The sequence below is a fragment of the Streptomyces sp. P6-2-1 genome, from assembly GCF_050613165.1.
Classification (GTDB): Bacteria; Actinomycetota; Actinomycetes; order Streptomycetales; family Streptomycetaceae; genus Streptomyces.
In genome coordinates, this window is record NZ_CP192513.1 from 4,512,483 (window position 1) to 4,539,027 (window position 26,545).

Here is a 26,545-nt window from a genome sequence, read left to right on the forward strand (position 1 = left end):
CGGAGGCGGCCGCTTCGGCCGCCGAGGGCACGGATACCGGCAGCACGGAACCGGCGCGCGACGGGCGTCGCGGTACCCCGCCCCGTGTTTCGGGCGGCACCGAAGAACCGTGCCGCCGCCACCTTCCTTCTACGTCACGCAACGGCGCGCGACAGGAGCCAGAGGATCATGCGGACCAAGCTGGACGATGCCAAGGACGAGCTGCTCGAACAGGCGGCCCGACTCGCTGAGAACCCGACGACGGGCGGCCAACCGCCGATCTCCGTTCCGGCCGGCATCTCGCCCGGGACTCCCGGTTTCGAGAGCGCCCGCGTTCTCACCTACCTCCAGCGCTACTACCGGCACACCGCCCCCGAGGACGTCGAGGGCCGTGAGCCCGACGACCTCTACGGCGCGGCGATGGCCCACCTCAAGCTCGCGGCCGAGCGCCCGCAGGGCACCGCGAAGGTGCGGGTGCACACGCCGACCGTCGACGAGAACGGCTGGTCGTCCCCGCACTCGGTGGTCGAGGTCGTCACCGACGACATGCCCTTCCTCGTGGACTCCGTGACCAACGAGCTGTCCCGGCAGGGCCGCGGCATCCACGCCGTCGTGCACCCCCAGCTCACGGTCCGCCGCGACCTGACGGGCAAGCTCATCGAGGTCTTCCCCGAGCCGCCCGCCGAGTCCTCGCACGACCTGCTCACCGAGTCGTGGATTCACGTCGAGATCGACCGCGAGAGCGACCGCGCCGACCTCGAACAGATCACCACGGACCTGCTCCGCGTCCTCTCCGACGTCCGCGAGGCCGTCGAGGACTGGGACAAGATGCGCGACTCGGCGCAGCGCATCGCCGACCACCTCCCCCAGGAGTTCCCGAAGGGGCCCGCGGCCGCCGGGCTCAGGGACCAGGAGGTGCAGGAGGCCCGCGAGCTGCTGCGCTGGCTCTCCGCCGACCACTTCACCTTCCTCGGCTACCGCGAGTACGACCTCGTCGCCGACGACGCCCTCGCCCCCGTGGCCGGGACCGGGCTCGGCATCCTGCGCTCCGACCCGCACCACGACACCGCCGAGGAACACCCCGTCAGCCCGAGCTTCGGCCGCCTCCCCGCCGACGCGCGCGCGAAGGCCCGCGAGCACACGCTCCTCGTCCTCACCAAGGCGAACAGCCGCGCGACGGTCCACCGCCGCAGCTACCTCGACTACGTGGGCGTCAAGAAGTTCAACGAGAACGGCGAGGTCGTCGGCGAGCGCCGCTTCCTCGGCCTCTTCTCCTCGGCCGCCTACACCGAGTCCGTCAAGCGCGTCCCCGTCGTCCGCCGCAAGGTCGACGAGGTCCTGCGCGCCGCCGGGGTCACCCCGAACAGCCACGACGGCCGCGACCTGCTCCAGATCCTGGAGACCTACCCGCGCGACGAGCTGTTCCAGACGACCCCCGAGGAACTCCTCCCCGTCGTCACCTCCGTGCTCTACCTCCAGGAGCGCCGCCGCCTGCGGCTCTACCTGCGCAAGGACGTCTACGGGCGCTACTACTCCGCGCTCGTCTACCTGCCCCGCGACCTCTACACGACCGAGGTGCGGCTGCGGGTCATCGACATCCTCAAGGAGGAACTGGGCGGCGTCACCGTCGACTTCACCGCCTGGAACACCGAATCCATCCTCTCCAGGCTGCACTTCGTCGTCCGCGTCGCGCCGGGCACCGAGGTCCCCGACCTCAGCGACGGCGAGGCCGCGCGCATCGAGCAGCGCCTCATCGACGCGACGCGCTCGTGGCACGACGGCTTCGGCGAGGCGCTGCGCGAGGAGTTCGGCGAGGAACGCGCCGCCGCGCTGCTCCGCACCTACGGGCACGCCTTCCCCGAGGGCTACAAGGCCGACCACTCGCCGCGCGCCGCCGTCGCCGACCTCGCCCACCTGGAGGGCCTGCGCGCCGGTGAGGGCGCGGAGTCCTCGGCGCTCTCGCTCTACGAGCCGCTCGGCGCGGCCCCGCGCCAGAAGCGCTTCAAGATCTACCGGCTCGGCGGCGAGATCTCGCTCTCGTCGGTCCTCCCGGTGCTGACCAGGCTCGGCGTCGAGGTCGTCGACGAGCGCCCGTACGAGCTGCGCTGCGCGGACCGTACGACGGCGTGGATCTACGACTTCGGCCTGCGGATGCCCGAGGGCAGCAGCGAGCCGCTCGGCGAGGACGCGCGCGAGCGCTTCCAGCAGGCCTTCGGCGCGGTGTGGAGCGGCAGGGCGGAGAACGACGGTTTCAACGCCCTCGTCCTCGGCGCCGGGCTCACCTGGCGGCAGGCGATGGTCCTGCGCGCGTACGCCAAGTACCTGCGGCAGGCGGGCGCGACGTTCAGCCAGGACTACATGGAGGACACCCTCCGCACCAACATCCACACGACCCGCCTGCTCGTCTCGCTCTTCGAGGCGCGCCTGTCGCCCGAGCGCCTGAGCGCGGGGACCGAGCTGATCGACGGACTGCTCGAAGAGCTGGACGGCGCGCTCGACTCGGTCGCCTCGCTCGACGAGGACCGCATCCTGCGCAGCTTCCTCACCGTCATCAAGGCGACGCTCAGGACGAACTACTTCCAGCGCGGGACGGACGGGCAGCCGCACGCCTACGTGTCGATGAAGTTCGACCCGCAGGCCATCCCCGACCTGCCCGCGCCGCGGCCCGCGTACGAGATCTGGGTGTACTCGCCGCGCGTCGAAGGCGTGCACCTGCGCTTCGGGAAGGTCGCGCGCGGTGGCCTGCGCTGGTCGGACAGGCGCGAGGACTTCCGCACCGAGATCCTGGGCCTCGTCAAGGCGCAGATGGTCAAGAACACGGTCATCGTGCCGGTCGGCGCGAAGGGCGGCTTCGTCGCGAAGCAGCTCCCGGACCCGGCCGCCGACCGCGACGCGTGGATGGCCGAGGGCGTCGCCGCCTACAAGACCTTCATCTCGGCGCTCCTCGACATCACCGACAACCTCGTCGGCGGCAAGGTCGTCCCGCCGGAGCGCGTCGTGCGCCACGACGGGGACGACACGTACCTCGTCGTCGCGGCCGACAAGGGCACGGCGACCTTCTCGGACATCGCCAACGGGGTCGCCGAGTCCTACGGCTTCTGGCTGGGCGACGCCTTCGCCTCCGGCGGCTCGGCGGGGTACGACCACAAGGGCATGGGCATCACGGCGCGCGGCGCCTGGGAGTCCGTCAAGCGGCACTTCCGCGAGCTGGGCCACGACACGCAGACCGAGGACTTCCGCGTCGTGGGCGTCGGCGACATGTCCGGGGACGTCTTCGGCAACGGGATGCTGCTCTCGGAGCACATCCGCCTCGTCGCCGCCTTCGACCACCGGCACATCTTCATCGACCCCGAGCCCGACGCCGCGACCTCGTACGCCGAGCGCCGCCGCCTCTTCGAGCTGCCCCGCTCCTCGTGGGCCGACTACGACACGCGGCTGCTCTCCGCGGGCGGCGGCGTCTTCCCGCGTACCGCCAAGTCGATCCCCGTCAACGCGCACATCCGGCGCGCGCTCGGCATCGACGACGGCGTCGCGAAGCTCACCCCGGCCGAGTTGATGCGCGCCATCCTCCAGGCCCCCGTCGACCTGCTGTGGAACGGCGGCATCGGCACGTACGTCAAGGCGAGCACCGAGAGCGACGCGGAGGTCGGGGACAAGGCGAACGACGCGATCCGCGTCAACGGCGCCGACGTGCGCGCGCAGGTCGTCGGCGAGGGCGGCAACCTCGGGCTCACCCAGCTCGGGCGCATCGAGTTCGCACGCCTCGGCAACGGCGGCGACGGCGGCAGGATCAACACCGACGCGATCGACAACAGCGCCGGTGTGGACACCTCCGACCACGAGGTCAACATCAAGATCCTGCTCAACGCCGTCGTCCAGAGCGGCGACATGACCGTCAAGCAGCGCAACGAACTCCTCGCGAGCATGACCGACGAGGTCGGCCGCCTCGTGCTGCGCAACAACTACGCGCAGAACGTGGCACTCGCCAACGCCCAGGCCGAGGCGCCGAGCCTGCTCCACGCCCACCAGCGCCTCATGCGCCGCCTCGTCAAGGACGGCGACCTCGACAGGGCGCTCGAATTCCTGCCGGGCGACCGGCAGGTGCGCGAACTGCTCAACTCCGGCCGCGGGCTCGCCCAGCCGGAACTCGCCGTGCTCCTCGCGTACACGAAGATCACCGCGGCCCAGGAACTCATCGGCACCTCGCTGCCCGACGACCCCTACCTGCGCCGGCTGCTCTTCGCGTACTTCCCCGAGGAGGTCCGCGAGCGGTACGCGGAGCAGATCGAGGCGCACGCCCTGCACCGCGAGATCATCACGACCGTCCTCGTCAACGACACGGTCAACTCCGGCGGCATCTCCTTCCTGCACCGCCTGCGCGAGGAGACCGGCGCCTCGCTGGAGGAGATCGTGCGCGCGCAGCTCGTCGCACGCGAGATCTTCGGCCTCGCCGCCGTGTGGGACACCGTCGAGCAGCTCGACAACGAGGTGCCCGCCGCCGTCCTCACCCGGGTCAGGCTGCACAGCCGCCGCCTCGTCGAGCGCGGCACGCGCTGGCTGCTCAACAACCGGCCGCAGCCGCTCCAGCTCGCCGAGACCGTCGAGGCCTTCCGCGACGACGTGCGCGCGGTGTGGGAGCGGCTGCCCGAGCTGCTGCGCGGCGCGGACGCCGAGTGGTACGGGTCGATCCTGAAGGAGCTGACCGACGAGGGCGTGCCCGAGGAACTGGCCGCGCGCGTCGCGGGCTTCTCCTCGGTCTTCCCCGCGCTCGACATCGTCGCCGTCGCCGGGCGCACGGGCAGCGAGCCGCTCGCCGTCGCCGAGGTCTTCTACGACGTCGCCGACCGGCTCGGGGTCACGCAGCTCATGGACCGCATCATCGAACTCCCGCGCGCGGACCGCTGGCAGTCGATGGCGCGCGCCTCGATCCGCGAGGACCTGTACGCGGCCCACGCGGGCCTCACGCAGGACATCCTCGCCGCGGGCGAGCCCGGCGACAGCCCGGAGCGGCGTTTCGAGGTGTGGGCGGGCAAGAACGCGCCGATCCTGACGCGTGCCCGGGCGACCCTGGAGGAGATCCAGAGCAGCGACAGCTTCGACCTGGCCAACCTGTCGGTGGCGATGCGCACGATGCGCACGCTGCTGCGGGCGCACGGCTGAGGCAGTCGGCGGGACGTGGCAGAGGGCGGTCTCCCGCGCGGAGGCCGCCCTCGGTCGTCCCGCGTGTCAGCGCAGCGCCCCCCGGATCACCTTCGCCGCCCTGGACACCACCGACCGGCTCAGGCGGCCCGCCAGGGGGCCGAGCTTCGCCGTGGGGCCCGCGGGGCGCCAGCGGACCTCGATCCGCGCCGTGCCCGCCGCCTCGGGCGAGACCGTCACGACGTGCTCGACGGTGCCGCCGTACGCGCGGGGGCGGGACGAGACGGGGGGGAAGCCGAGCGGGCCCAGGAGCGGCGCGGTGTGGCGGCCCCGCCCCTGCCGCAGTTCGACCACGGGGTGGCGGACCCCGTCGAAGCCCTGTACGGGCAGCGGCGCCTGCCCCGGGTCGAAGCGCACGCGGCCCTCGAAGACGCCGGGCAGCACCGGGTCGATGCGGAAGGCGACCTCGTACCGCCTGCCGCCGGGCGCGACCGCGAGCCGCGCGACCTGCGGCCCCACGGGGAGCCGCAGGAGCGGGTCGTACGTGCGCACCGTGAACCGCAGCACCGTGCCGGGGCCCGTCTCCAGGTCGCGCACCTCGTGCCGGAAGAGCGCGGCCGAGAGCGGGCCCGCCTCGACGCCCTCCTCGCTCAGGTCCAGCTCCGTGCGTGCCTCCCGCGACTCCGGCAGCGGCTCGCCCCAGTACACGTGCCCCCGCTCGTCGTGGCTCACGTGCCGGGGCCCCACGGGCAGGCCGAGGCCGCGCGCGGCCCGCTGGGCCTCTTCGAGGCGCCCGTCCCGTACGAGCCGCAGGACGACGCGCTCGGTGCGGGGCAGCCGCGCGTACGCCTCCGGGGCGAGCGTGTCGAGGTACGGGGTGACCAGCCCGGCGAAGCCGGCGAGCCATTCCGGGTCCCTGCGGGGCAAGTCGCCCGCGTACATGCGGAAGTCGTGCTTGAGGAACTTGTAGTCCTTCTCCGGGCGGATCGCGCCGTGTCCGCTCGTCTCCAGGAACTCGTCGATGAGGCGCTGGACATGGATGCGGTCGGCCACGTTCTCCAGGCGGTCGCGCTGGTTGGAGATCGAGGCGCTCCCCGCGGCCGCGTACGGCTCGATGTACCACACGTACACCGGCTCGGGGATGACGGTGAAGGCGCGCGCGAGGCAGTACGCCTGCGCCGAGAACAGCTGGTCCTCGTAGTGGATGCCCTCCGGGAAGCGGAGTCCGGCGCGGTCGAGGAAGGCGCGCGCGTACATCTTCGACGTCGACAGGTGCTCGAAGAGGAGTTCCGGCTCCTGGTCGATGCCCTCGACGGTGCGCCGCTCGGTCACCAGGTGGGGCATCCACAGGGAGGACGTGCCCGTGTCGACGCGGACCCTGCGCACCGCGCCCATCACGAAGTCGACCTCCCGCGCCCGGTGCGCGGCGAGGAGCTTCGCGACGGCGTCGGGCGGGAGTTCGTCGTCGCTGTCGAGGAACATCACGTACGGGGCCGCGGCGATGTCCAGCGCCCGGTTGCGCGGCGCGCTGCACCCGCCGCTGTTCTCGGGCAGCCGCAGGAAGCGCACGCGCGGGTCGGCGGCGGCGAGGGAGCGTGCGACTTCGGGGGTCGTGTCGGTGGAGTGGTCGTCGCTGATGACGACCTCCAGGGCGCGGTGGGTCTGCGCGAGGACGCTGCGCACGGCGCGCGGGAGCCGGTCGGCGTCGTTGTAGGCGATGACGACGACGGTGACGTCGGGGGGCGGTGGCGATGCCGCCGTCGCCGCGGCGGAGGGGGCCTTCTTCTGTTCGGTCGTCGGAGTCGCGGTCATGCGGACACGGCCTCCTCGGGCGTGGGGGCGGGGGTGCGTGCCGCGAGCGGCACCACGGGCGGGAGCGCGGCCTCCGGGGCGCCCAGGAACACGCGCCGCACGACGCGTTCGGCGGCGTGCCCGTCGTCGAAGGCGCAGAACCGCTCGCGGAAGGCGGCACGCGCCGCGTGCGCGGCGGCGTCGCGCCACGCCTCGCCCGCGAGGATCTCGGTCAGTTCGTCCTCGGTGCGGGCGACCGCGCCCGGGGGGCCTTCCATGAGGTCGAAGTAGACGCCGCGCGTGGCCCGGTAGATCTCCCAGTCGTCGGCGTAGACCACGACCGGGCGGTCCAGGTGCGCGTAGTCGAACATGATCGAGGAGTAGTCCGTGACGAGCGCGTCGGCGGCGAGGGCCAGTTCCTCGACCGGCTCGTACGCGGAGACGTCGAGCACCCTGCGGGTCGCGCGCAGCCCGGCGAGGTCGCTCGGGCCCGAGGAGTAGAAGTAGTGCCCGCGCACGAGCAGCACCGTGTCGGGGCCGAGGCGTTCGGTGAGCCGTGCGAGGTCGAGCCTGGGGTGCCACTCGCTCTCGTAGTCGCGGTGCGTGGGCGCGTAGAGCACGGCACGCACCCCGGGCGCGATGCCGAGCCGCGCCCGCACGGTCCGCACCAGGTCCGCGCCGGCCGCGTAGTAGATGTCGTTGCGCGGGTAGCCGTACTCCAGCTCGGCGTACCCCGAGGGGTAGGCGTGCCGCCACATGAGCGTCGAGTGACGGTTCGACGTGAGGCTGTAGTCCCACTTGTCGACGCGGCGCAGCAACTGCCGGAAGTCCAGGCCGTGCGCGGCCGCCGGGTAGGGCATCTGGTCCAGGCCCATGCGCTTGAGCGGTGTCCCGTGGTGGGTCTGGAGGTGGAGCTGCCCGGGGCGCTTCTCCCAGCCCGTCGGGAAGTTGACGTTGTTGACGAGGTAGGTGGCGCGGCTCATCGCCTCCTGGTAGCGGGGCGTGCCGGGCACGACGTACTCGGTGCCCGGCGGGAGCAGCGGCACGCGCGCGCGCCCGCTGACCCACACCGGCTTGATGTGCGGGGCGAGTTCGGCGAGCTTCGCGGCGATCGCGCCGGGGTTGCACGTCACGCCCCTGTTCCAGTACGCGGTGAAGACCGCGAGGTCCGGGTCGAGCGGTGCCCTGCGGGCCGTGCGGCTCCGGTGCGCGCGGACCTTCGCGCCGAGCGCCCGCTTCTGCTTCTGCGCCAGCGAACGCCAGTGCCTGCGCCGGTCGTTGAACTCGGCGAGCCGCACGTACCTCTCGTACGAGCCCGCTTCGAGCAGCTTCTGCCGCACCCCGTCGATGCCCTCGGGCGCCCGGTGCCCCTCCGGCTTGCAGGCGCGTGCGGCCTCGGCGGCGGCGAAGAAGAACTCCCGGTCGTTGCCCCGCTGTTCGCGCGCGATGATCCGCAGCCAGTCCTGCGTCATGAGGTCGTAGAGCGTGCGGCGCAGCGGCGCGGTCGCCGGCGAGGTCTCCAGGAGACGGTACGCGGCCACGTACGGCTCGACGCGGCCTTCGGGGCCGTCAGCGGCGGGCGGCGGGAGCGTCGCGGTGCGCTGGGCGCGCACGTCGAGCGCGAGCTGGTCGCTGCACGCGACGCGGTCGGCGAGGAGCGGCAGCGCGTACGCCGTGTACAGCGCGTTCCCCGCCGTCAGCACCTCCTCGTGGGCGCGCCAGAACGAGGCCCGCACGAGCCGCGTGCCGAGCAGGGGCGCGAGGCGGAGCAGCCCGGGGAACGTCACGAGGGGGAGCGGGCTGTGCCCCGCCTTGTCCAGGAGGGGGCCGTCGGGCGAGGGGGCGCCGTCGGTGGACCACGTCGAGCGCACGTGGTTGAGGAGGATCACTTCGGCGTGGTGGCGGCCCGCGGGGACCGAGCAGAGCTGGATCGCGCCCGTCAGCGCGTGCAGGCTCCCCGCGGGGAGCCTGTCCTTGCCCGCGAGGAATTGCAGCCACTCGCCGCCCGCCCGCCGCGCCCCCACCGCGCGCGCCTCCGGAGCGGGCGTGGCGTCGGGGACCTCGACGACGAGGAGCCGCCCGTCCCGCGCGGCGGCGTGCGCGGTCGCCTCGCGCGCCTCCGCGTCCGTCGGCACGACGACGATCTCGGCCCCGGGCTCCCTGTCGCCGTCCCGCCCCGGAGCCGGGAGCTGGCGCAGCACCCCGGCCAGGCACTCGGCGAAGGAACCACGGACATCGGGTCCGTGAACGATGACGGTGACACGTGGTGGCACGGTGGGGCCCCTTTCCCTCGGCACAGGCCAGTGTGCGTCCGGAAAGGGGCGGTTTCCTGCGGTATGCACTGTTCGGGTGGCGGGCGGCTCGCGGGAGGGGCGGGGCGGGGCGTGCGGGAGGGGCCCCGCGGGCCGGTGGGCGCGTGGGGCTGCCGCGGGGCCCGCGGGCGCGTGGGGCCGGTGGGCGCGTGGGCCCCGTGGGCGCGTGGGGCCCGCCGCCCCTCAGCGCGCCGAGAACTTCTCGTACTCCCGCAGGACCTCCGCCGTGGGGCCGTCCATCCGCAGCTCCCCGTGCTCCAGCCACAGCGCCCGCTCGCACGTGTCGCGGATCGACTTGTTGCTGTGGCTCACGAGGAACACGGTGCCCGCCTGCTCGCGCAGCTGCCTGATGCGCGCCTCGGAGCGCTTGCGGAAGCTCGCGTCCCCCGTCGCGAGCGCCTCGTCGACGAGCAGGACGTCGTGGTCCTTGACGGCCGCGATCGAGAAGCGCAGCCGCGCCGCCATGCCCGAGGAGTACGTGCGCATCGGCATGGTCGCGAAATCACCCTTCTCGTTGATCCCCGAGAACTCGATGATCTGCGGTGCCCGCGCGCGCACCTCGTCGCGGCTCATGCCCATCGCGAGGCCGCCCAGCTCGATGTTCCGCTCGCCCGTGAGGTCGTTCATGAGTGCCGCGTTGACGCCGAGGAGCGAGGGCTGCCCGTCCGTGTAGATGTGGCCCGACTCGACGGGCAGCAGACCGGCGATGGCCTTGAGCAGCGTCGACTTGCCCGAGCCGTTGCTGCCGATGAGCCCGATCGCCTCGCCGCGCCACGCCGTGAACGACACGTTCCGCACGGCGTGCACCTGCCGCCCGCCCGGTCCCTGACGCCGTACGAGCCGGCTCAGCGCCGCGGTCGCCGAGCCGCGACCGCCCTTGGCGCCGTTGACGCGGTAGACGATGTCGACGTTCTCGACGATGACGGTGGGGCGGCGCGATGCCGCGGGGGCGGCGTCAGCGGGTGCGGACGCGGGTGCGGCGTCCGCGGGGGCGGGGACGGCGCCCGCGGGTGCGGGTGCGGCGTCCGCGGGGGTCGCGGCGGCCGGCGCGGGGGTGGCGCCGCCGTTCTTCTGCGTACGCGTCTCAGCCACGTCCGTACCTCTCCTCGGCCTTCCAGAAGTAGACGAAGCCGCCGAGGCCGCTCAGCAGCGCCCAGCCGAGGGCGACGGCCCAGACGTGGGGCGGGAGCTGGTCGGAGTGGAAGCTGTCGATGAGCGCGAAGCGCATGAGATCGATGAACACGGCGGTCGGGTTGCACTGGAGGACCGTGTGCACCCAGCTCGGCAGGTCGTGCTTGGCGAGCATGTGGGAAAGGCTGAACATCACGCCGGAGGTGTACATCCAGGTACGCGTGATGAACGGCATGAGCTGCGCGACGTCGGGGGTCTTCGCGCCGACGCGCGCGAGCGTCAGCGCGAGCCCGGTGTTGAAGACGAACTGGAGCAGCAGCGCGGGCACCACGAGCACCCAGGACGGCCGCGGCCACACGCCGAAGGCGAGCAGGATCACGACGAGCGCGACCATCGAGTACAGGAGCTGCTGGAGCTGCTGGAGCGTGAACGAGATCGGCAGCGAGGCGCGCGGGAAGTGCAGCGCGCGGACGAGACCGAGGTTCCCCGAGATCGCGCGGGTCCCCGCCATCGCGCAGGACTGCGTGAAGGTGAAGACGAAGACGCCGGTCACGAGGAAGGGCACGAAGTCGGGCACGCCCCGGCTGGTGCCGAGCAGCAGCCCGAAGATCAGCAGGTAGACGCCCGCGTTGAGGAGCGGCGTCATGACCTGCCACAGCTGGCCGAGCTTCGCCTGGCTGTACTGCGCGGTCAGCTTCGCGGTCGAGAAGGCGAGGATGAAGTGCCGCCTGCCCCACAGCTGCCGCACGTACTCCGTGAGCGGGGGCCGCGCGCCGCTGACCGAGAGGCCGTAGCGGGCGGCGAGCTGGGCGCCGCTCAGCTCCGCGTCGGGAAGGGCTCCGGGACCCGCGCCGGGGCCCGCCGCCGCGGCGGCACGGGTCCCGGACGCCTTCGGGCCCCGCGGGGGCTCCTGCCGTGGGGGGAGGGGATCGAGAACCTGGCTCACACGCGCCGCCTTCGCTGGGGGACGTCGGTACGTCGTAGGTACCGTTACGTCGGAACGCAACCGTATCGTCGCAGCGCAGCCTAGGTCGTCAGTACGTCGCAACGCAACCGTTTCGTCGTGGCCCGCCTATGCTGAAGGACATGGCGAGTGGCGCGAAGGAAGACGGCAGGGAAACGGCCGGTGCGGGGGCGGGACCCGGCGGTGGCGCGGGGGTGGCCCCCGCGGGCAAGGCGCGGCGCGCGCCCGCCGGTGCCGCCGTGCTGCGCGAGGACGTCACCGAGGCGATCCGCGCCGCGGTCTTCGCCGAGCTGGCCGCCGTCGGCTACGGGCGCATGTCGATCGAGGGCGTGGCGCGCCGCGCGGGCGTCGGCAAGACGGCTGTCTACCGTCGCTGGCGCTCGAAACTGCACCTCGTGCTCGACCTGGTCTCCGAGATAGCGCTCCAGGGCCTGCCCGCGCCCGACACCGGGTCGCTCGAAACGGACCTGCACCTGCTCTACGAGGTCGCCTCGCGCGCCCTGCGCCACCCGGCGGCCTCCCAGATCGTCCCGGACCTCTTCGCCGAGGCGGCCCGTAACCCGGACCTCCAGGAGGCCCTGGAGAAGGCCCTGCGCGAGGCTCAGCGCAGTGTGGCCCAGGGCGTCGTCGACGCGGCCGCGACGCGCGGCGAGATCCGCGCGGACCTCGACCGCGATCTCGCCCTCGACCTGATCACCGGCCCCCTCTACTGGCGCGTCCTCGTCGTCCGCACCTCGACGCACCGCGCCTACCCTGCGGCCCTGGCGAAGACGGTGGCGGCGGGGCTGAGGGGGGCGTGAGCGGCGCGACGCTGGACCTGTGGCGCCGCCACCTGGGCGAGGTCCCGCCCGAGGTCCTGACCCGTACGGACCTCGCGACGCTGATCCTCGCGGACAACGACCTCACCGCGCTCCCGCCCGGCCTCGCGGGGCTGACCGCCCTGCGCACGCTGGACGTCGGCCACAACGCCCTGACCGCGCTGCCGTCCTCGCTCGGCTCCCTGACGGGCATGGACGGCTGCCTCTACGTGCACGACAACCGCCTGGAGCGGCTCCCCGCGAGCCTGGGCGCCCTGACCCGCCTCCGCTACCTGAACGCGGGAGAGAACCCGCTGCGGGAACTTCCGCGCACACTCGGGCGGATGGCCGGGCTCCTCGAACTGCGCGTGCGGGAGGCCGGGTTGACGCGCCTCCCCGAGAGCATCGGGGCCCTCACCCGCCTCCGCGAACTCCACCTCGGGGCGAACCGCCTGACGGACCTCCCGCCCACGCTCGCGGGACTGCGCGCACTGCGCCTCCTCGAACTGCGCGACAACGCCCTGACCTCCCTCCCCCCGGCCCTCGCGCACCTTCCCCGGCTGCGCCACCTGGACCTGAGGGGCAACCGCCTCACCACCCTGCCGCCCTGGATCACGGCCCTCCCCGCCCTGGAGAAACTGGACCTGCGCTGGAACCCGTGCGAGGTCCCCGCCGGGGTGGCCGGGGAGCTGGAGGCCAGGGGCTGCTTCGTCCTGACGTGACCGGGCGGCGGCGCACCCCCGGGCCCGCTCAGCGGGGCGGCCTGGGCCCGAAGCGGTGCTCCAGGAGGGCGGGCGCGGTGCCGGGGGCCCGGGGGCGGCCTCCGCGCCGGAGCGGTCCCTGCGAAGGGGGCCGTGGGCCGTCACGCGGCACGGTCCGGCCGGGCCCGCCGGCAGCGACGCCCGCGAGGGGCGGCCCGCGGCCCGTCCCCGCTACTGCGGCTTGAAGGACCGGATCTGGTAGTTGCCCTGGAGGTTGCCCTTGCCGTTCTTCGGGGTCGAGCCGACGCGGTTCTTGTAGTTGGTCCCGGTGTAGTACTGGACGCGGTGGCCGGTGCGGTTGTAGACGGACAGGGCGTTCTTGCCGCGCTGGACGAAGGAACAGTTGTCGGCCGTGTTGGCCAGCTTCGCCTGGGACCACTGGCACCGGGTCCCTGTCCCGTTCCAGCCGTCGTAGACGCAGAAGTACCCGGCGCCGCAGCTGTAGGCGGCCGGGCCCTGCCGGGGCGCCGCGGAGGCCGCGGGGACCGCGCCGAGCGCGGCGACGCTCAGCGCGACGGCGGAGACGGCGAACGATGGAAGACGACGCATGAGGTGCTCCTCTGACTGGCCGGAAGGCTCTCCCCCGCCGCGCACAGCCTCGCCAGGCCACCTCCCGCGAAAACGCCCCGCCGCCCCAGCACACACCACCGACCCATCCCCCGACCGCCCGCGAGCACCCCGCCGCGCCCCCTCACCTCCTCACCTCACCCACCGCCCCACTTTCCGCCGCACCACGTCCCCCATCCCCCGCATTCCGGGCGCGACGCGCAGGGCGAGCGAGGCGGAGTGCGTGGCGTAGGGGTGGACCAGGACGAGGCCGTGGCGGCGGCTGGGGATGGCGGTGCGGTGGAGGTGGCCCAGGGACGTGAGGGCGCGGGGCTGGGTCGTGCGGGTCGTGCCGTCGGCGAAGGCGAGCATCAGCCAGACGTCCCACGTGCCCGCCTCCAGCTCCGTCAGGCGCAGGCGGAGCGAGGCCGTCCAGGTGCCGGGGGTCGGGCCGGGGGCCAGGCTCGCGCTGCGGCGCTGCACGACGCGGCCCGTGTCGCGGTGGACCAGGGCCGCCTGCACCGCGACCGGGCCCGCCTCCGCCACGCGCCCGTACAGCTCGTGCAGGCGCAGCCGCAGCCTGCTGCCGCGTGCGGCGGGCTTCAGGATCGCGTCCACCGTGAGCGGCAGGCGGCCCATCGGGGCGCGCTCCAGATGGGTGAGCGGGACACCGGGCAGGTCGGCGGCCCACACGGGGGTGCCGGTCTCGTCACGTGCGGAGGGGGGCAGGAGCCGCGACGGCTTCGAGACGAGGTCGCGCAGGCGGCCCAGGTCGCGCGGCGCGGGCGCGTTGCGCACCACCGCGGCCGCCGTGCGCGCGGGGGCGGCGGCCGCGGCGACGTCCGCGGGAGCGAACGCCGTCAGGTACGCGCGCGTCAGGTCCCACCACGCGCGCTGGTAGGCGGGGTCGTGGCGCGGCAACTCCCGTACGTACATGCGTAGTCCGCGGTCCAGGAAACCCGCGCGGGCGGCGCGTACGAGCGTCGGCTGCCCGGACAGTTCCGCCACCGCCTGCCGGTGCGCCCGCACCCGCGCCCGCCAGTTCTCCGCCCCGTCCCGGTCGAGCGAGAGCGAGCGGCGCTCCTCGTCGCGCCGTACGTGCCAGACGTAGACCCGGTCGGGTACGAGCGCCATGCGCGGGCGGGCCGCCAGGACGCGCGCCGTGAAGACGAAGTCCTCGTAGAGGTAGCGCCCCGGCGGGAAGAGGATCGCGTGCGCGCGCAGGAAGTCCGTGCGGTAGAGCTTGTTGACGCACAGCGTGTCGGCGGCGACGCGGGGGAGCGCGGCGGGCTCGTCGAGCGTGCGCCGTTTCGCGTACAGCTCGCGCTGCCAGGGCAGTTCGCGCCCGCCGGGCAGTTCGCGCCGTACGCACAGGCCGCCGACGACGTCCGCGCGGGTCGTCCTTGCCGCGCGCAGCAGCGCGTCCACGGCGCCGGGCGGGAGCACGTCGTCGCTGTCGAGGAAGAGGACGTACGGTGCCGTCGCGTGTGCCAGGCCCTCGTTGCGCGGGGTCCCGCAGCCGCCGCTGTTGACCGTGCGCCGCACGACGCGCAGGCGCGGCTCGTGCGCGGCGACGCCGTCGAGCACGTGGACGCTGTCGTCCGTCGAGCAGTCGTCCACGGCGATCACCTCGCTGACCGCTTCGCCCTGCGCGCAGGCGGACGCGACCGCGTCGGCGATGTGCGGGGCGTCGTTGTAGCCGATCACGACGACGGTGACGCTCATCGCCCCTCCCGTTCGGGGAGCTTCGCCAGTACCTCGCCCGTCTCGCGGCTGAAGTCCAGCACCTTCGCCTCCTTCGGGACCCGCTGCCACCGCGAGAGCAGCAGCCACCGGACGCCGTAGCGGCGCGCGATCTCCGCGCGCTGTGCCGCGCTCGCCCTGCCCGACAGGTACCAGTGCGCCGCCCGCCACCGCGCCCGCCGCTCCTTCTCGGGCAGCGCGGGGTCCGACCACACGGGCGCGACCATGTCGATCCCGAAGCCCGGCAGGCTCCGCGTCCCCTCGCGCTGGTCGGTCAGGACCGGCTCCCCCGGCCGGACCGAGGAGGCGGCCCACGCGTACGAGTGCCACTCGGGCAGCCGCCGCGTGTCGGGGGGCGTCCACCGCTCGGGCAGCACGGCCCCGGACTGCGCGAAGACGAAACCGGTGGCGGCTGCCGCGGTGACCGCGAGCGCCCTGAGCGCCCGCCCCCGCCCCGCGCGCGTCACCTCCACGGCCACGGCGACCTGCGCGGGCAGCACGGCGAGACCGAGGACGCGCCCGTACGTGAAGTGCCCGGACACCCAGCCGTACGCGGCGACGGCGACGCACACCGCGCACATCCACGTGAGCGGCTCGCGCGGGTCGCGGCGCAGGCGCAGCGCGAAGGCGGGGAGCGCGACGGCGCCGAGCAGCCAGAAGTGGGCGAGGACGTCGGTGTAGAGCGCGGCGTGGGTCGGGTCGAGCACGGCGGAAGCGGAGCCGAGCGTGAGGACGTCGAACCAGGGGAGCCAGGCGAGGGCGGCGAGGAGGGCGCCGAGGGGGAGCGGCCACCAGGCGGCCCAGGCGCGGAGGGCGCGGAGGGCGGGGGCCCGGGTGCGCCGTACGGGGGAGCCGCGGCCTGCGGTTCGTACGGGCGGGTCGCCTTCGTCGGGTACGGGCGCGGCGCCGCGTACCCGCGTCAGGACCAGGACCGCCGCCCCGAGCACCCCCGCCACCGCGCTCACCGGGTGCACGAGCAGCAGCAGACCGCACAGCGCGCCGAGGGCGCCCCTGGCCCACGGCGAGGGCGGGGCCGCGCGGTCCCTGTCGGTCAGCTGGGCCGCGTACGCCCAGGTCAGGAGGGTGAGGCCGAGGGCGAAGGTGCTCGGGTAGCCGGCCGCGACCGGGAGCGAGACGAGTCCCACGAAGCCGCTCCACACGAGCGGTCGCGTGCCCCACAGCGTCACCAGCAGCGCGAGCGCGACGGTCGATGCCCAGCGGCTCGCGGTGAACCGCTTCACGAAGGCGTTGAGCCCGAGCAGTACGACGAGCAGGTTGACGGGCGCGGCGAGCCGTACCGTCTCCCAGCCGCTCAGCCCGAAGAGCCGCGCGAGCACACCTTCGGCGAGCGCGTAGGGCGAGTAGTACGGGCTCCCCGCGCCCGGCAGGTCCGCCATCGGGTGCCTCGGGTGGAGCAGGCTCGCGCGCAGCCGCTCGACGACCGCCGCGTGCTGCCCGAGGTCGCAGCACGCCTGCACCGAGAGGGCGAGGAGGCTGAGGCCGAGCCAGAAGAGGCCGCCGAAGACGAAGAAGGGCGTGGGCCGCCAGCGCCCGAGCGGGCGGCTCGCCGTGGCGCCGGGCGGGTTGCGGCGGCGGTGGAGGCGGGGCGGGGCCGGGGGTGGGAGGGGCTGGGCGGGTGCCTGCGCGTCGGTGGAGTCCACGGCGGGCGGGGTCCTCTCGGGGGGCGGGGCCGTACGGGTGCGGATGCCCTCAGATGTCCCACCGGCAGGAGGACCGGTATCCCTATTTGTGTTATTTAATGCTTTCGGGTGTTCTTGTGGGGGTGCTCTTGGGGGGTACGGGGAGGGGGGCGAGCGGGTCGCCGAGCGGGCCCGGGGCCGCGGAGCGCCCGTACGCGAAGGGGCCCGTACGCGAAGGGGCCCGTACGCGAAGGGGCCCGTACGCGAAGGGGCCCGCTTCCTCCTCCGTACGGAGAGAAGCGGGCCCCCGGCCGCCTACTTGACCGCGCCCGCCATCACCCCCGACACGAACTGCCGCTGAAAGGCGAAGAAGACGACGAGCGGGATGAGCATCGACAGGAAGGCGCCCGGCGCGAGGATGTCCACGTTGTTGCCGAACTGCCGTACCTGCTGTTGGAGCGCGACCGTGATCGGCGGGCTCCCGGAGTCCGCGAAGATCAGCGCGATCAGCATGTCGTTCCAGACCCACAGGAACTGGAAGATGCCGAGCGAGGCGATGGCGGGGCCCGCGAGCGGCATCACGACCCTTGTGAACAACCGGAGTTCGCCCGCCCCGTCGAGCCGTGCCGCTTCCAGGAGTTCGCGCGGGATCTCCGCGAAGAAGTTCCGCAGCAGGAAGACGGCGAAGGGCAGCCCGAAGGCGACGTGGAAGAGGATCACGCCGATCGTGGACTCGAAAATCCCTATCCAGCCGAAGAGTTTCGACACCGGGAGCAGCGCGACCTGCACGGGGACGACCAACAGCCCCACCACGAGCAGGAACCAGCCGTCGCGCCCGGGGAAGTCCATCCAGGCGAAGGCGTATCCGGCGAGCGAGCCGATGAGGACGACGAGCAGCGTGGACGGCACGGTGATGAGCACCGTCGACCACAGGCTGTGCGTGATCGCGCTGTTGTCGAGCAGATTGCCGTAGTTCTCGACCGTGAGCTGCGCGGGGGCGGTGAAGACCTTCCACCAGCCGTCGTCGGCGATGTCCGACGGCGAGCGGAGCGAGGAGATCAGCAGCCCGATCGTCGGCACGAGCCAGAAGACGGCCACGACGAGGAGGAAGAGGCGCAGCAGCCCGCCCGCGGCGAGGCGCGCGGCGCGGGCGGCGAACGACTCGCCCCTGCCGCGCGGGCCACGGTCCCGCGCGGAGGTGCGGGGCTCCGGGACCGTCCCGGGTACGGCGGCGGTCATCGGCGTTCCTCCTTGCGCTCCCTGCGCAGCCTGCGGATGTTGAGCAGCATCACCGGCACCACCAGGACGAACAGGAAGATCGATATGGCGCTCGCGACGCCCGCGTCCCCGTCCACGAAGGCCGTGTTGTACAGCTCGACGGCCAGGACGTTGGCGTCGTCGCGCGCCGAGCCGGGCGGGATCACGTACACGAGGTCGAAGATCTTCAGCACGTTGATCATGAGCGTGACGAGCACGACGCCGAGCACGGGCGCGAGCAGCGGCACGGTGACGCGGCGGAAGACCTGCCACTCGCCCGCCCCGTCCACGCGCGCGGCTTCGAGGAGTTCGCGCGGCAGCCCGGCGAGCCCGGCGCCGATGAGCACCATCGCGAACCCGGCCCACATCCACACGTACGCGCCGATGACCGACCACGTGACGAGCGTGGGCCCGAGCCAGTTGATCCCGCCGTACGGTTCGCGGAAGTTGTCGGCGGGAAGCCGGAGCAGGGCCCCGTCGGCCCGCGCCGGGAGCGTGAAGCGGCCGTCGGCACCGGCCTTCGCGGAGGCGACGACCTCGCCGTCCTTGACGGCCTCGATCCGCATCCCCGGGTAGCCGAGTTCCTTCGGGTCGACCTTGTCGAGCGTGCCGCCGCCGCCCTTCGTGAAGTCCTGCCACACCGTGCCCGTGACCCCGCCGTCCCCGCCGGGCGGCGCGGGCACGGCGGCGGGCCTCGCGCTGTCCGGCATGACGTCGGGAGCGACACCGACCAGCGGCAGGAGCACGCTCGTCCCGCCCCGTACGGGCTCCTTCGTCACGAACGCGCCGCCCTTGACGGCCTCCAGCGCCGAACGCGGGCGCGGGTGGGCCTTCGGGAAGGCGGAGGACTCGGCGAAGGTGTCGTGCACGGTCACGGCGACCGCGTTCGCGACGCCCCGGTCGGGGTCCTGCTCGTACACGAGCCGGAAGATGATCCCCGAAGCGAGCATCGAGATCGCCATCGGCATGAACACGAGCAGTTTGAACGCCGTTCCCCACTTGATGCGTTCGGTGAGCACGGCGAGCACGAGCCCGAGCGCCGTCGCGACGGTCGGCGCCACGACGAGCCAGATCGCGTTGTTCTTGATCGCCGTCCTGATGTTCGGGTCCGAGAACATCTCGCGGTAGTTCCCGAAGCCGACGAAGCCGTCCCCCGAGGAGTCGAAGAGACTCCGCACGACGTTCCACACGATCGGGTAGAGGACGAGCGCGCCGAGCAGGACGAGCGCGGGCAGCAGGAAGAGGAGGGCGAGCGAGCGGCGCGTACGGGTCACGGACGCGGCGCGCTTGCCGGTGACGGGTTCAGGGGGTCTGCGGGGCGTGGGGACGTTCCCGCTCGGGGACGCGGGGGGCACCGGTACGGGACCGGCACCCCCCGCCGCTTCGGCGGCCACCCCGTCAGTCCTTGTACGCCTTGGCCGCGTCCCGCTCCAGGCGCTGCTGGATCGCGGCGACGTCGTTCGGCTTCGCGAGGAAGTCCTGAAGCGCCTTCCACTCGCCCTTGTTGGGCGAGCCGCCGAAGGACTGCGGCATCTGGTCAGACATGTCGTAGCGGATGTCGTCCCCGGCCTTGATCAGCGCCTCGGCGATGCCGCGCTGCACGTCGTTCGGGTACGCGGACGTGTCGAGCGCCTTGTTCGGCGAGATGAACCCGCCCGTCCCCGCCCAGATCGAGGCGGCCTCGGGCGAGGCGAGGTAGGTCAGCAGCGCCTGCGCGCCCCGGGAGTCCTTGAGCGCGACGGCCGCGTCGCCGCCGACGACGGCGGGGGCCTGCCCACCGCCCACGGCGGGGAACGGGAAGACCTTCGCGTCGGTGCCGATCTTCGCCTCCGTCTCGGCGATGTTGATGCCGACGAAGTCCGCCTCGAAGACCATCCCCGCCTTCGGCTGGTCGCCGCCCGTGAAGGTCTGCGTGACCGAGGCGGGGAACTCGGTGGCGAGCGCGCCCTTCGCGCCGCCCGCGAGCAGGTCGGGCTTGCCGAAGAGCTGCCCGAGCGTCGTGAGCGCCTGCTTCACGGAGGGATCGGTCCACTTGATCTCGTGCTGCGCGAGCTGGTCGTACTTCTCCGGGCCCGCCTGCGAGAGGTAGATGTTCTCGAACCAGTCGGTGAGCGTCCAGCCGTCCGCGCCCGCGACCGAGACGGGCGTGACACCCGAGTCGGCGACCGTCTGCGCGGTCTTCAGGAAGTCGGCCCAGGAGGAGGGGACTTCGGCGCCCGCGTTGTCGAAGACGGCGGTGTTGTACCAGACGAGGGACTTGTTCGCCGCCTTGAAGTAGACGCCGTACTGCGTGCCGTCCACCGCGCCGAGGTCCTGCCAGCCCTGCCCGTAGTTCTTCTTCAGCTCGGCCTGGGCCTCGGGGCCCACGGGCTTCGCCCACTTGCGCTTGACGGCCTGCTCGATCGCCCCGACCTGCGGCAGCATCGCCACATCGGGCTGACCGCCACCGGCGATCTTCGACTCCAGGAAGCCGATGACGGGGTCCTGCGCGGCGACGTACTCCGTCTTCGCCCCCGTCCGCTTCCCGAAGTCGGCGAGCACCTTCTCGAAGGCGTCCCGCTCGGCCCCGCTCCACACGGCAGCGACCTTCACGGTCTGCCCGTCGAGCTTCGGCAACCGGACGCCGGAGGAGGACTGTCCGGCGGAGGCGGAGGGCTTCTTGGCCTCGCTGCCCCCGTCCTTGCCGCTGTCGCCTTCGCTCCCGCAGGCGGTGAGCGCGACGGCGGTCCCCGCCGCGACCGCCATGAGCGCGAGTCCGCGCGCCCGCCGCCTCCCAGAGCCTCTCGGCTTCCGCGTCCGTGCATCCCGAAGAGGTGCGTGCATCATCGCCCCGTTCTCTTCCGTCTCGCTCCAACTACGGCTCGCTCCCCGGCCGTTGCCGGAGAGGGGGAACCCCTTCCCCTCCCCCGCACATCTACGCCCGCACGGTCACGGGTACAAGGGGGCGGGAGAGGACGACCTGCACGGACACGGCTGTTTGTGATCACCCTGTGACCCGGGAGAGGGGGGCGTCGGACCGCCGCGCCCACCGGCGTGCGGATAAAGTCTCACTCCTTCAGCGTCCCCGGGAGATCGCCGTATGTCCCTGCCCCGTATCGGTGTGGTCGTCGTGACGATGGGCACGCGGCCGCGAGCGCTCGACGCGCTGCTCGCCTCGGTGGAGAAGCAGGACGTTCCCGCGGAGCGGGTCGTGCTCGTCGGGAACGCGACGCCGCTCGGCGAAGTGGCGACGGACGCGACGAAGGTGCCGCTCGCCGAGAACCTGGGGTGCCCCGGGGGCAGGAACGTAGCCCTTGAGTTGTTGCGCGACTCCGGTGACGTCGATGTCGTCGTCGAACTGGACGATGACGGGCTGCTCGTCGCCGACGACGTGTTCCGCCGGGTCCAGCGCCTCTTCGCCGAGGACCCGGGGCTCGGGATCGTCGGGTTCAGGATCGCCGACGAGCACGGTCGCACGGAACGGCGCTGGGTGCCCAGGCTGCGCGCAGGCGACCCGATGCGCGGCGGCGAAGTGACCGCCTTCCTCGGGGGCGGGCATGCCCTGTCGATGCCGATGCTGCGGCGGATCGGGCTGTGGCCCGCCGCCTTCTTCTTCGGCCACGAGGAATCCGACCTCGCCTGGCGGGCCATCGACGACGGCTGGACGATCCGCTACGAATCGCGCCTCGTCCTCCAGCACCCGCGCACCTCACCCGCCCGCCACCCCGGCCACTACCGCCACACCGCCCGCAACCGCGTCTGGCTCGCCCACCGCCGCCTCCCCGCTCCGCTCGTCCCCGTCCACCTCGGCGCCTGGGCCCTCCTCACCCTCCTCCGCACCCCCTCGCTCCCCGCCCTGCGCGCCTGGTGGGGCGGCTTCGCCGAAGGCATCCGGAATCCGTGCGGCCCGCGCCGCCCGATGCGGTGGCGCACGGTGTGGCGCATGACGCGGCTGGGGCGCCCACCGGTGCTGTGAGGCGGCGAGCCGCGGTGTCCCGGCGCGCACGGCGTATGCCGTGCGGCATGGTGAGGGCCCCCGGACCCGCCCGCCCCCCTCGGCGAAGCCGGCCTCACCGGTCCCTCGCAGTCCCGGTCACCGCGCCACGGGCCCGCGCTCGACGGCTCCCCCTCCGCAGGCATCACCGCGTACGGGTGCGACGCCGGTGGTGGTCCCCGGTGGCGTGATCCGGGCAGCCGGGCCGTGGGCAGAGCCCCCGTGGAGAAGCCGGGGTGCCGCGGAGGAGAGCCGGGGCCGCTCCGGCCCGCACACTCTTCGCCTCGCCGAAGCCCTCGGCCTTCCGGCGGATCGGTCCCGGTCCGGCAGAGGCCCGGGACTGGGCGGGGGCGAGGGCGGGTCCCGCGAGGAATGGCGGCGCCACCGCGTCGGGTCCGGCGTCAGCCCAACGCCTTCTCCAGGCAGATCAGTTCCGACCGTGACTCCCATGACGGTACGCGGTGGAAGCCCGTGCGCGCGTACAGGCGCAGCGCGTTCTCCCGCCAGGACCAGACCGAGAGGCGCAGGGCGGGGGCGCCTGCCTCCGTGGCGAGGGTCGTCGCTGTCGCCAGGAGGGCCGCGGCGACGCCCCTGCCCCGGTGGGCGGGGGCGGTCCACAGGCGTTTCAGTTCGGCGGGGGCCGACGCGGGGGTCCGTACCACGGCGCAGCCCGCCGGGGCCTCGTCGTCCGTCGCGAGGAGGACCGTCGCTCCGGCGAAGGACCGCGCGGGCTGGTCGATTTCGGCCAGGTACGCGGCGGGAAGATCCGCCGGGCCGGAGACGGGGACGCCCTTCTCCTCCTCCGTGCGCAGGTGGTACGCCGTGAGGAGGGGGCGCAAGCGCGGGTCCCCGGCGGGGACGGCTGCGACGTGGACGGTCACAGCAGAGGCTCCTGCGGTGTCGCTTCCGCCGCCCTCGCCGCGCGGTCCAGGGCGCTGGCCAGGAGAGCGAGGTCGGTCGGGCCGTTGCCCAACTCACGTACCGGGCGCGCGCGTTCCGGGGCATCGCCCATTTTCGGCCACTCCAGAGGCGTGACCGTCGGGCGGAGCGTCGCCGTGCGCGGGATACGGCCCGTCACGCGGCCCGCCTGGAAGGGGAGCGCCGCTCCGTCCTGCGTCAGGAGGCGGCCGCGGCCGGGGGCGGGTTCCTCGGGGGCCGGGGACGGCGCGTCGAGCACGACCCGTACGCCCGCGGCGCGCGCCACGTACGAGGCCGCCGCCTTCTCCGTGCGCGCGCCCGCGGCGATCAGGTGCACACCGAGCCGCGCGCCCTCGCGCACGACCGCCTCCAGGGCCCGGACGACCGAGCCCGCGGCGGGGCGGCCCGTCGCGCCGAGCGGCGGGTCGAGCAGCGCGTCCACGTCGTCCACGAGGACCACGAGGCGCGGGAGCGGGTTCCGCCCGCCGGAGGACGTGCGGGGGCGCAGGCGGAGCGTGCGGCTCGGGGGCGCCTCGATGTCGCCCGTCTCGGGGCCGCGCCCCTGCGCGGGGACCGAAGCGCCGGTGTGATCGGCCGAGTTGGCGGCCGTCGCGTCCGCGGGGTGGGGTGCGGGGCGCTGGTCCGCCTCCTGGTCGTACGGGACGCGAGGGCGCCCGTACGGCCCGTAGGCGCTCCGCTCCTGCCCGTACCGCGACCGCTCCCGCTCGTGCGCGGGGCCGTACGGTGGCTGTTCCTGGTCGAACATGACCTGTTCGCGTACCTCCTGCTCCCGTACGCGACTCGTCCGCGCCGCCACCGAGACCGTCGCCGCCCGCGGGCCTGCCGGACCCGTGCCCGTACCACCCGCGGCGCCACCGCCTCCGGGCCCCTCGCCACCTGCGGTGCCCGGCCCGGGACCGGGCCCGGCGGCCCCGCGCGCCCGCACCCGCCCCGAGGCCGTATCGCTCAGCGTCCCCTGCGCGGGGACGAGCGGTTCCCCGCCCCCCGACGCCGCACCGCCTCCCGACGCCGTGCCGCCCCCGTCGAGCAGCCGCGCCCGCCGCTTCAGCTCGCCCACCAGCGCCTGCGCGAACTCCCGCATCCGCACCGGGTCCTGGGCCCGCAGCACCGTCGTCACGTGCGGCAGCTCCGCGCACACCCCGAGCCCCGCGCCCTCGGGGGGCGCGCCCGCGCCGTCCACGAGGACGAGCCCGAGCCGGTCGGGCCGCTCGCCCGCCGCGAGCGAGGCCGCGAGCGCCCGCAGCAGCTCGGTGCGGCCACTGCCCGCCGCGCCCTCGATGATCAGGTGCGGGCCCTGGGCCCCGCCGAGGTCCACGAGCGCGGGGCCCTCGGGCCCCGCGCCGAGCACCCCGAGCACCCGCCCGCCGCGCGCCTCGTCCGCCGCGCTCGCCCACCGCGCGAGCAAGGAAGCGGGCGTGGCCCGTGCGAGCCCCAACTCATCGAGCAACCGCACCGCTTGGGGCAACGGGGTCGCCGTGGCCGCGGTACGGGGCGCGCCCTGCGCCGCGTCCGTGCGCAGCGGCGCGAGCGCCCGCGCGAAACGCTCCGCCCACGCGGCCGACACCGCGTCCACGATGCCCGTCGTGCCGTGCCCGGCGAGCCGCCCGCGCGCCGTGCGCACGACGTGCACGGCCGTCGCGACATCGCCGCTCAGGAAGGCCACGGCCCCGCAGTCGCGGAACGCCGCGAGCTGCGCGCACGCCGCGTCGAAGGTCTCCGTGACCGGCGAGGCGGGGGAGGCCGCGGGGGTCTCGGCGAGGCACACGAGGTGGACCCCCGCCGCGCGCCCTTCGGCGCTCGCGCACCAGGCCGCCGCCTCGCGCAGCGCGGGCGTGCCCGGGTCGCCGTCGAGCACGACGAGGGTCCGCAGCCCCTCGTGCTGCCCCGGCGTACGCCCGCGAAGCTCCGCGAAGCGCGCGGCCGCCTGCTCGTTGTCGTAGGCGAGCAGCGCGCGGCACTCCTGCCCGCGCGTCGGGCGCACGTGCGGCAGCCAGCCGAGCCAGCCCCAGCGCGCGACGCGATCGGCGAGCGGCTGATGGCGATCGGTACTGATCAGGACGATTTCGAGAGTGTCGGGGGAGTGCAGCGCCGCGTACTGCGCGAGGACCGCGCGCGCGAGCCCGGAGAGGCGTTCGCGCGGGCCGGCGAGACCGAGTGAACCGCTCTCGGCGAGGCTCACGGTCAGCGGTACGGGCAGGGAGCCGCCCTCCGGACGCGGGTGCTCGCTCGTGCCGACCCGGCAGGCGAGCGCCTCCGGATGCCCGGGACCCCGCTCCCACAGGCGCGGTCCGGGGCCGAGGGCGGTGAGCAGGAGGAGGGCGGGATCGGGCCAGGCGTCGGGGGAGTGCGCGGGAAGGGGGACGGGAGCGGCCTCGGGCGCGGTGTCGCCGGTCCCCTCCGTCGTGACCGCGGCCTCGTCGGTACGGGCGGCGCGCCGCCGCCCCCAGCGGCCGAGCCCGCCCCCCTTGCGCCGCGCGGTCCTGGGCTCGCCCGGGTCCTGCGGGGCGGGCGCGGCCAGCTCGGGGGCGCCGTCGAGCGGATGCGGGCGCGCGTCACGGGCCTCGCGGCCCTCGCGTGCCTCTCGCGCCTCGCGCAGGCCGCGCAGGTCCTGGGCGGCGTGCGTCGCGTCGGCGCCGCGGGGGGCGGGGGAGGAGGCGCGGGGTACTTCGGATGCACGGGGTGCTTCAGGCGTACGGAGCGTTTCGGGTGTTTGGGGTACTTCAGGCGTACGGGTCCCGCCGGGCGTACGAGGTTCTTCCGGCGTACGCGCGGAAGGCACCCGCGCCGCGCCGTCGCGTCCTCCCGCCGCCCCGTCGCGTCCCGCCGCCCTGTCGCGTCCCGCCGCCGGGCCGGTCCCCGCCGCGCCCGGCAGTCCGGTCCGTACCCGTACGTGCCCCTCGCCGTCGGGCACCGTCGCCACCGGCGGCTGTGTGCCGCCCGGCACGACGCGCAGGACCGACTCGCCGACCCGCAGCAGCGCGCCGCGCGGGAGGGGCTGGGGGGTGCGGCCCACCGGGCGGCCCTCGATGGTCGTGCCGTTGGTCGAGCCGAGGTCGGCGACCTCCGCGCGGCCCCCGGGCCCGAGGACGACGGCGCAGTGCGCGCGCGAGACGTCGGGGTCGTCGAGGGTCACGTCGGCGTCGGCGGAGCGGCCGATACGCACCTCGCCGCCGTGCAGCACGTGCACGCCGCCCGCGTCGGGTCCCGAGACGACCTGGAGCTGCGGCGCCGTGGGGTCGGGCTCGCCGCCCGGGCCCGCGGGACCGCCGAGCGCGAGCACGGCGCCGTCCACGAGCGGTGGTTCGCCGAGCACCGCGCGGTGCGGGTCGACGCGGGCGTTGTCCACCCACCAGGAGGACGTCGTCTCGCCCGCGCGCACCGCCTTCCTGAGCCCGGCGGCGACCGCCGAGAGCTGGGTGCCCGCCGGGGCGGTGACGAGGACGTCGCAGTCGCGTCCCGCACCCCTCCGTGCCAGGAGGCTGAGCCGAATCTGCATCCCGGTCACGCGTCCCCTCTGCGCGCGCGCACGCCGGGGAAAGGGCTTCCCGCCCCCGCCGCGCACGGGCACTCGGC

At 74.1% G+C, this 26,545-nt stretch carries 16 protein-coding genes; 4 read left to right on the forward strand and 12 right to left on the reverse strand.

The genetic code is table 11. The features are described 5' to 3' along the window. The first annotated feature begins 168 nt into the window (after positions 1 to 168). Positions 169 to 5,139 carry an NAD-glutamate dehydrogenase gene (locus ACQYWQ_RS19430; protein WP_431036190.1) on the forward strand — a complete coding sequence of 1,657 codons (4,971 nt, stop codon included), beginning with the start codon at positions 169 to 171 and terminating at the stop codon, positions 5,137 to 5,139. Positions 5,140 to 5,205: 66 nt separating this feature from the next. Here ACQYWQ_RS19430 and ACQYWQ_RS19435 read toward each other — a convergent pair whose 3' ends face one another. The 4 genes from ACQYWQ_RS19435 to ACQYWQ_RS19450 form a co-directional block, all read right to left on the reverse strand. Further along, positions 5,206 to 6,930: a glycosyltransferase family 2 protein gene (locus tag ACQYWQ_RS19435; protein ID WP_431036191.1), complete on the reverse strand. Its 1,725-nt coding sequence runs from the start codon at positions 6,928 to 6,930 to the stop codon at positions 5,206 to 5,208. After that, a complete protein-coding gene (locus ACQYWQ_RS19440) occupies positions 6,927 to 9,182 on the reverse strand; it encodes a CDP-glycerol glycerophosphotransferase family protein (protein ID WP_431036192.1) in 2,256 nt (751 codons plus the stop codon). The genes ACQYWQ_RS19435 and ACQYWQ_RS19440 overlap by 4 nt, the downstream gene beginning before the upstream one ends. 222 nt (positions 9,183 to 9,404) lie before the next feature. After that, positions 9,405 to 10,313 (reverse strand): ABC transporter ATP-binding protein, encoded by a 909-nt coding sequence (locus ACQYWQ_RS19445; RefSeq protein ID WP_431036194.1) that lies wholly within the window; start codon positions 10,311 to 10,313, stop codon positions 9,405 to 9,407. After that, on the reverse strand, positions 10,306 to 11,298 hold the full coding sequence (locus ACQYWQ_RS19450) for an ABC transporter permease (protein ID WP_431036195.1): 993 nt from the start codon (positions 11,296 to 11,298) through the stop codon (positions 10,306 to 10,308). The genes ACQYWQ_RS19445 and ACQYWQ_RS19450 overlap by 8 nt, the downstream gene beginning before the upstream one ends. 128 nt (positions 11,299 to 11,426) lie before the next feature. Between ACQYWQ_RS19450 and ACQYWQ_RS19455 the strand changes: the two genes are divergently transcribed. Both ACQYWQ_RS19455 and ACQYWQ_RS19460 read left to right on the forward strand, forming a co-directional pair. Beyond that, complete coding sequence (locus tag ACQYWQ_RS19455; RefSeq protein WP_431036197.1) at positions 11,427 to 12,116, forward strand: TetR/AcrR family transcriptional regulator; 690 nt, start codon at positions 11,427 to 11,429, stop codon at positions 12,114 to 12,116. Continuing rightward, the gene (locus ACQYWQ_RS19460; RefSeq protein ID WP_431036199.1) at positions 12,113 to 12,835 is read left to right on the forward strand and encodes a leucine-rich repeat domain-containing protein; all 723 of its coding nucleotides are present in this window, start codon (positions 12,113 to 12,115) and stop codon (positions 12,833 to 12,835) included. The genes ACQYWQ_RS19455 and ACQYWQ_RS19460 overlap by 4 nt, the downstream gene beginning before the upstream one ends. 210 nt (positions 12,836 to 13,045) lie before the next feature. Here the strand turns inward: ACQYWQ_RS19460 and ACQYWQ_RS19465 are convergent, their stop codons facing one another. The 6 genes from ACQYWQ_RS19465 to ACQYWQ_RS19490 all read right to left on the reverse strand — a co-directional run bounded on the left by ACQYWQ_RS19465 (position 13,046) and on the right by ACQYWQ_RS19490 (position 20,805). Beyond that, positions 13,046 to 13,423 (reverse strand): peptidase inhibitor family I36 protein, encoded by a 378-nt coding sequence (locus tag ACQYWQ_RS19465; RefSeq protein ID WP_431036200.1) that lies wholly within the window; start codon positions 13,421 to 13,423, stop codon positions 13,046 to 13,048. Positions 13,424 to 13,573: 150 nt separating this feature from the next. Continuing rightward, the gene (locus ACQYWQ_RS19470; protein WP_431036202.1) at positions 13,574 to 15,145 is read right to left on the reverse strand and encodes a glycosyltransferase; all 1,572 of its coding nucleotides are present in this window, start codon (positions 15,143 to 15,145) and stop codon (positions 13,574 to 13,576) included. Beyond that, the gene (locus ACQYWQ_RS19475; RefSeq protein WP_431036203.1) at positions 15,142 to 16,824 is read right to left on the reverse strand and encodes a hypothetical protein; all 1,683 of its coding nucleotides are present in this window, start codon (positions 16,822 to 16,824) and stop codon (positions 15,142 to 15,144) included. The genes ACQYWQ_RS19470 and ACQYWQ_RS19475 overlap by 4 nt, the downstream gene beginning before the upstream one ends. Before the next feature lie 294 nt (positions 16,825 to 17,118). Beyond that, positions 17,119 to 18,042 (reverse strand): carbohydrate ABC transporter permease, encoded by a 924-nt coding sequence (locus tag ACQYWQ_RS19480; RefSeq protein ID WP_431036204.1) that lies wholly within the window; start codon positions 18,040 to 18,042, stop codon positions 17,119 to 17,121. Then, positions 18,039 to 19,334, reverse strand: a complete 1,296-nt coding sequence (locus ACQYWQ_RS19485; RefSeq protein ID WP_431039257.1) for a carbohydrate ABC transporter permease — start codon at positions 19,332 to 19,334, stop codon at positions 18,039 to 18,041. Before ACQYWQ_RS19485 ends, ACQYWQ_RS19480 begins: the two co-directional genes overlap by 4 nt. A gap of 124 nt (positions 19,335 to 19,458) precedes the next feature. Continuing rightward, positions 19,459 to 20,805 carry an ABC transporter substrate-binding protein gene (locus ACQYWQ_RS19490; protein ID WP_431036205.1) on the reverse strand — a complete coding sequence of 449 codons (1,347 nt, stop codon included), beginning with the start codon at positions 20,803 to 20,805 and terminating at the stop codon, positions 19,459 to 19,461. A gap of 334 nt (positions 20,806 to 21,139) precedes the next feature. On the opposite strand from ACQYWQ_RS19490, the gene ACQYWQ_RS19495 reads away from it, so the two are divergent. Continuing rightward, positions 21,140 to 22,015, forward strand: coding sequence for a glycosyltransferase family 2 protein (locus tag ACQYWQ_RS19495; RefSeq protein ID WP_431036206.1), 876 nt, complete (start codon positions 21,140 to 21,142; stop codon positions 22,013 to 22,015). A 419-nt stretch (positions 22,016 to 22,434) separates the two neighbouring features. Here ACQYWQ_RS19495 and ACQYWQ_RS19500 read toward each other — a convergent pair whose 3' ends face one another. Then, entirely contained in the window at positions 22,435 to 22,914 is a 480-nt protein-coding gene (locus ACQYWQ_RS19500) for a GNAT family N-acetyltransferase (protein ID WP_431036207.1), read from the reverse strand. Continuing rightward, complete coding sequence (locus ACQYWQ_RS19505; RefSeq protein WP_431039258.1) at positions 22,911 to 26,468, reverse strand: FtsK/SpoIIIE domain-containing protein; 3,558 nt, start codon at positions 26,466 to 26,468, stop codon at positions 22,911 to 22,913. The genes ACQYWQ_RS19500 and ACQYWQ_RS19505 overlap by 4 nt, the downstream gene beginning before the upstream one ends. Between the last annotated feature and the right edge of the window lie 77 nt (positions 26,469 to 26,545).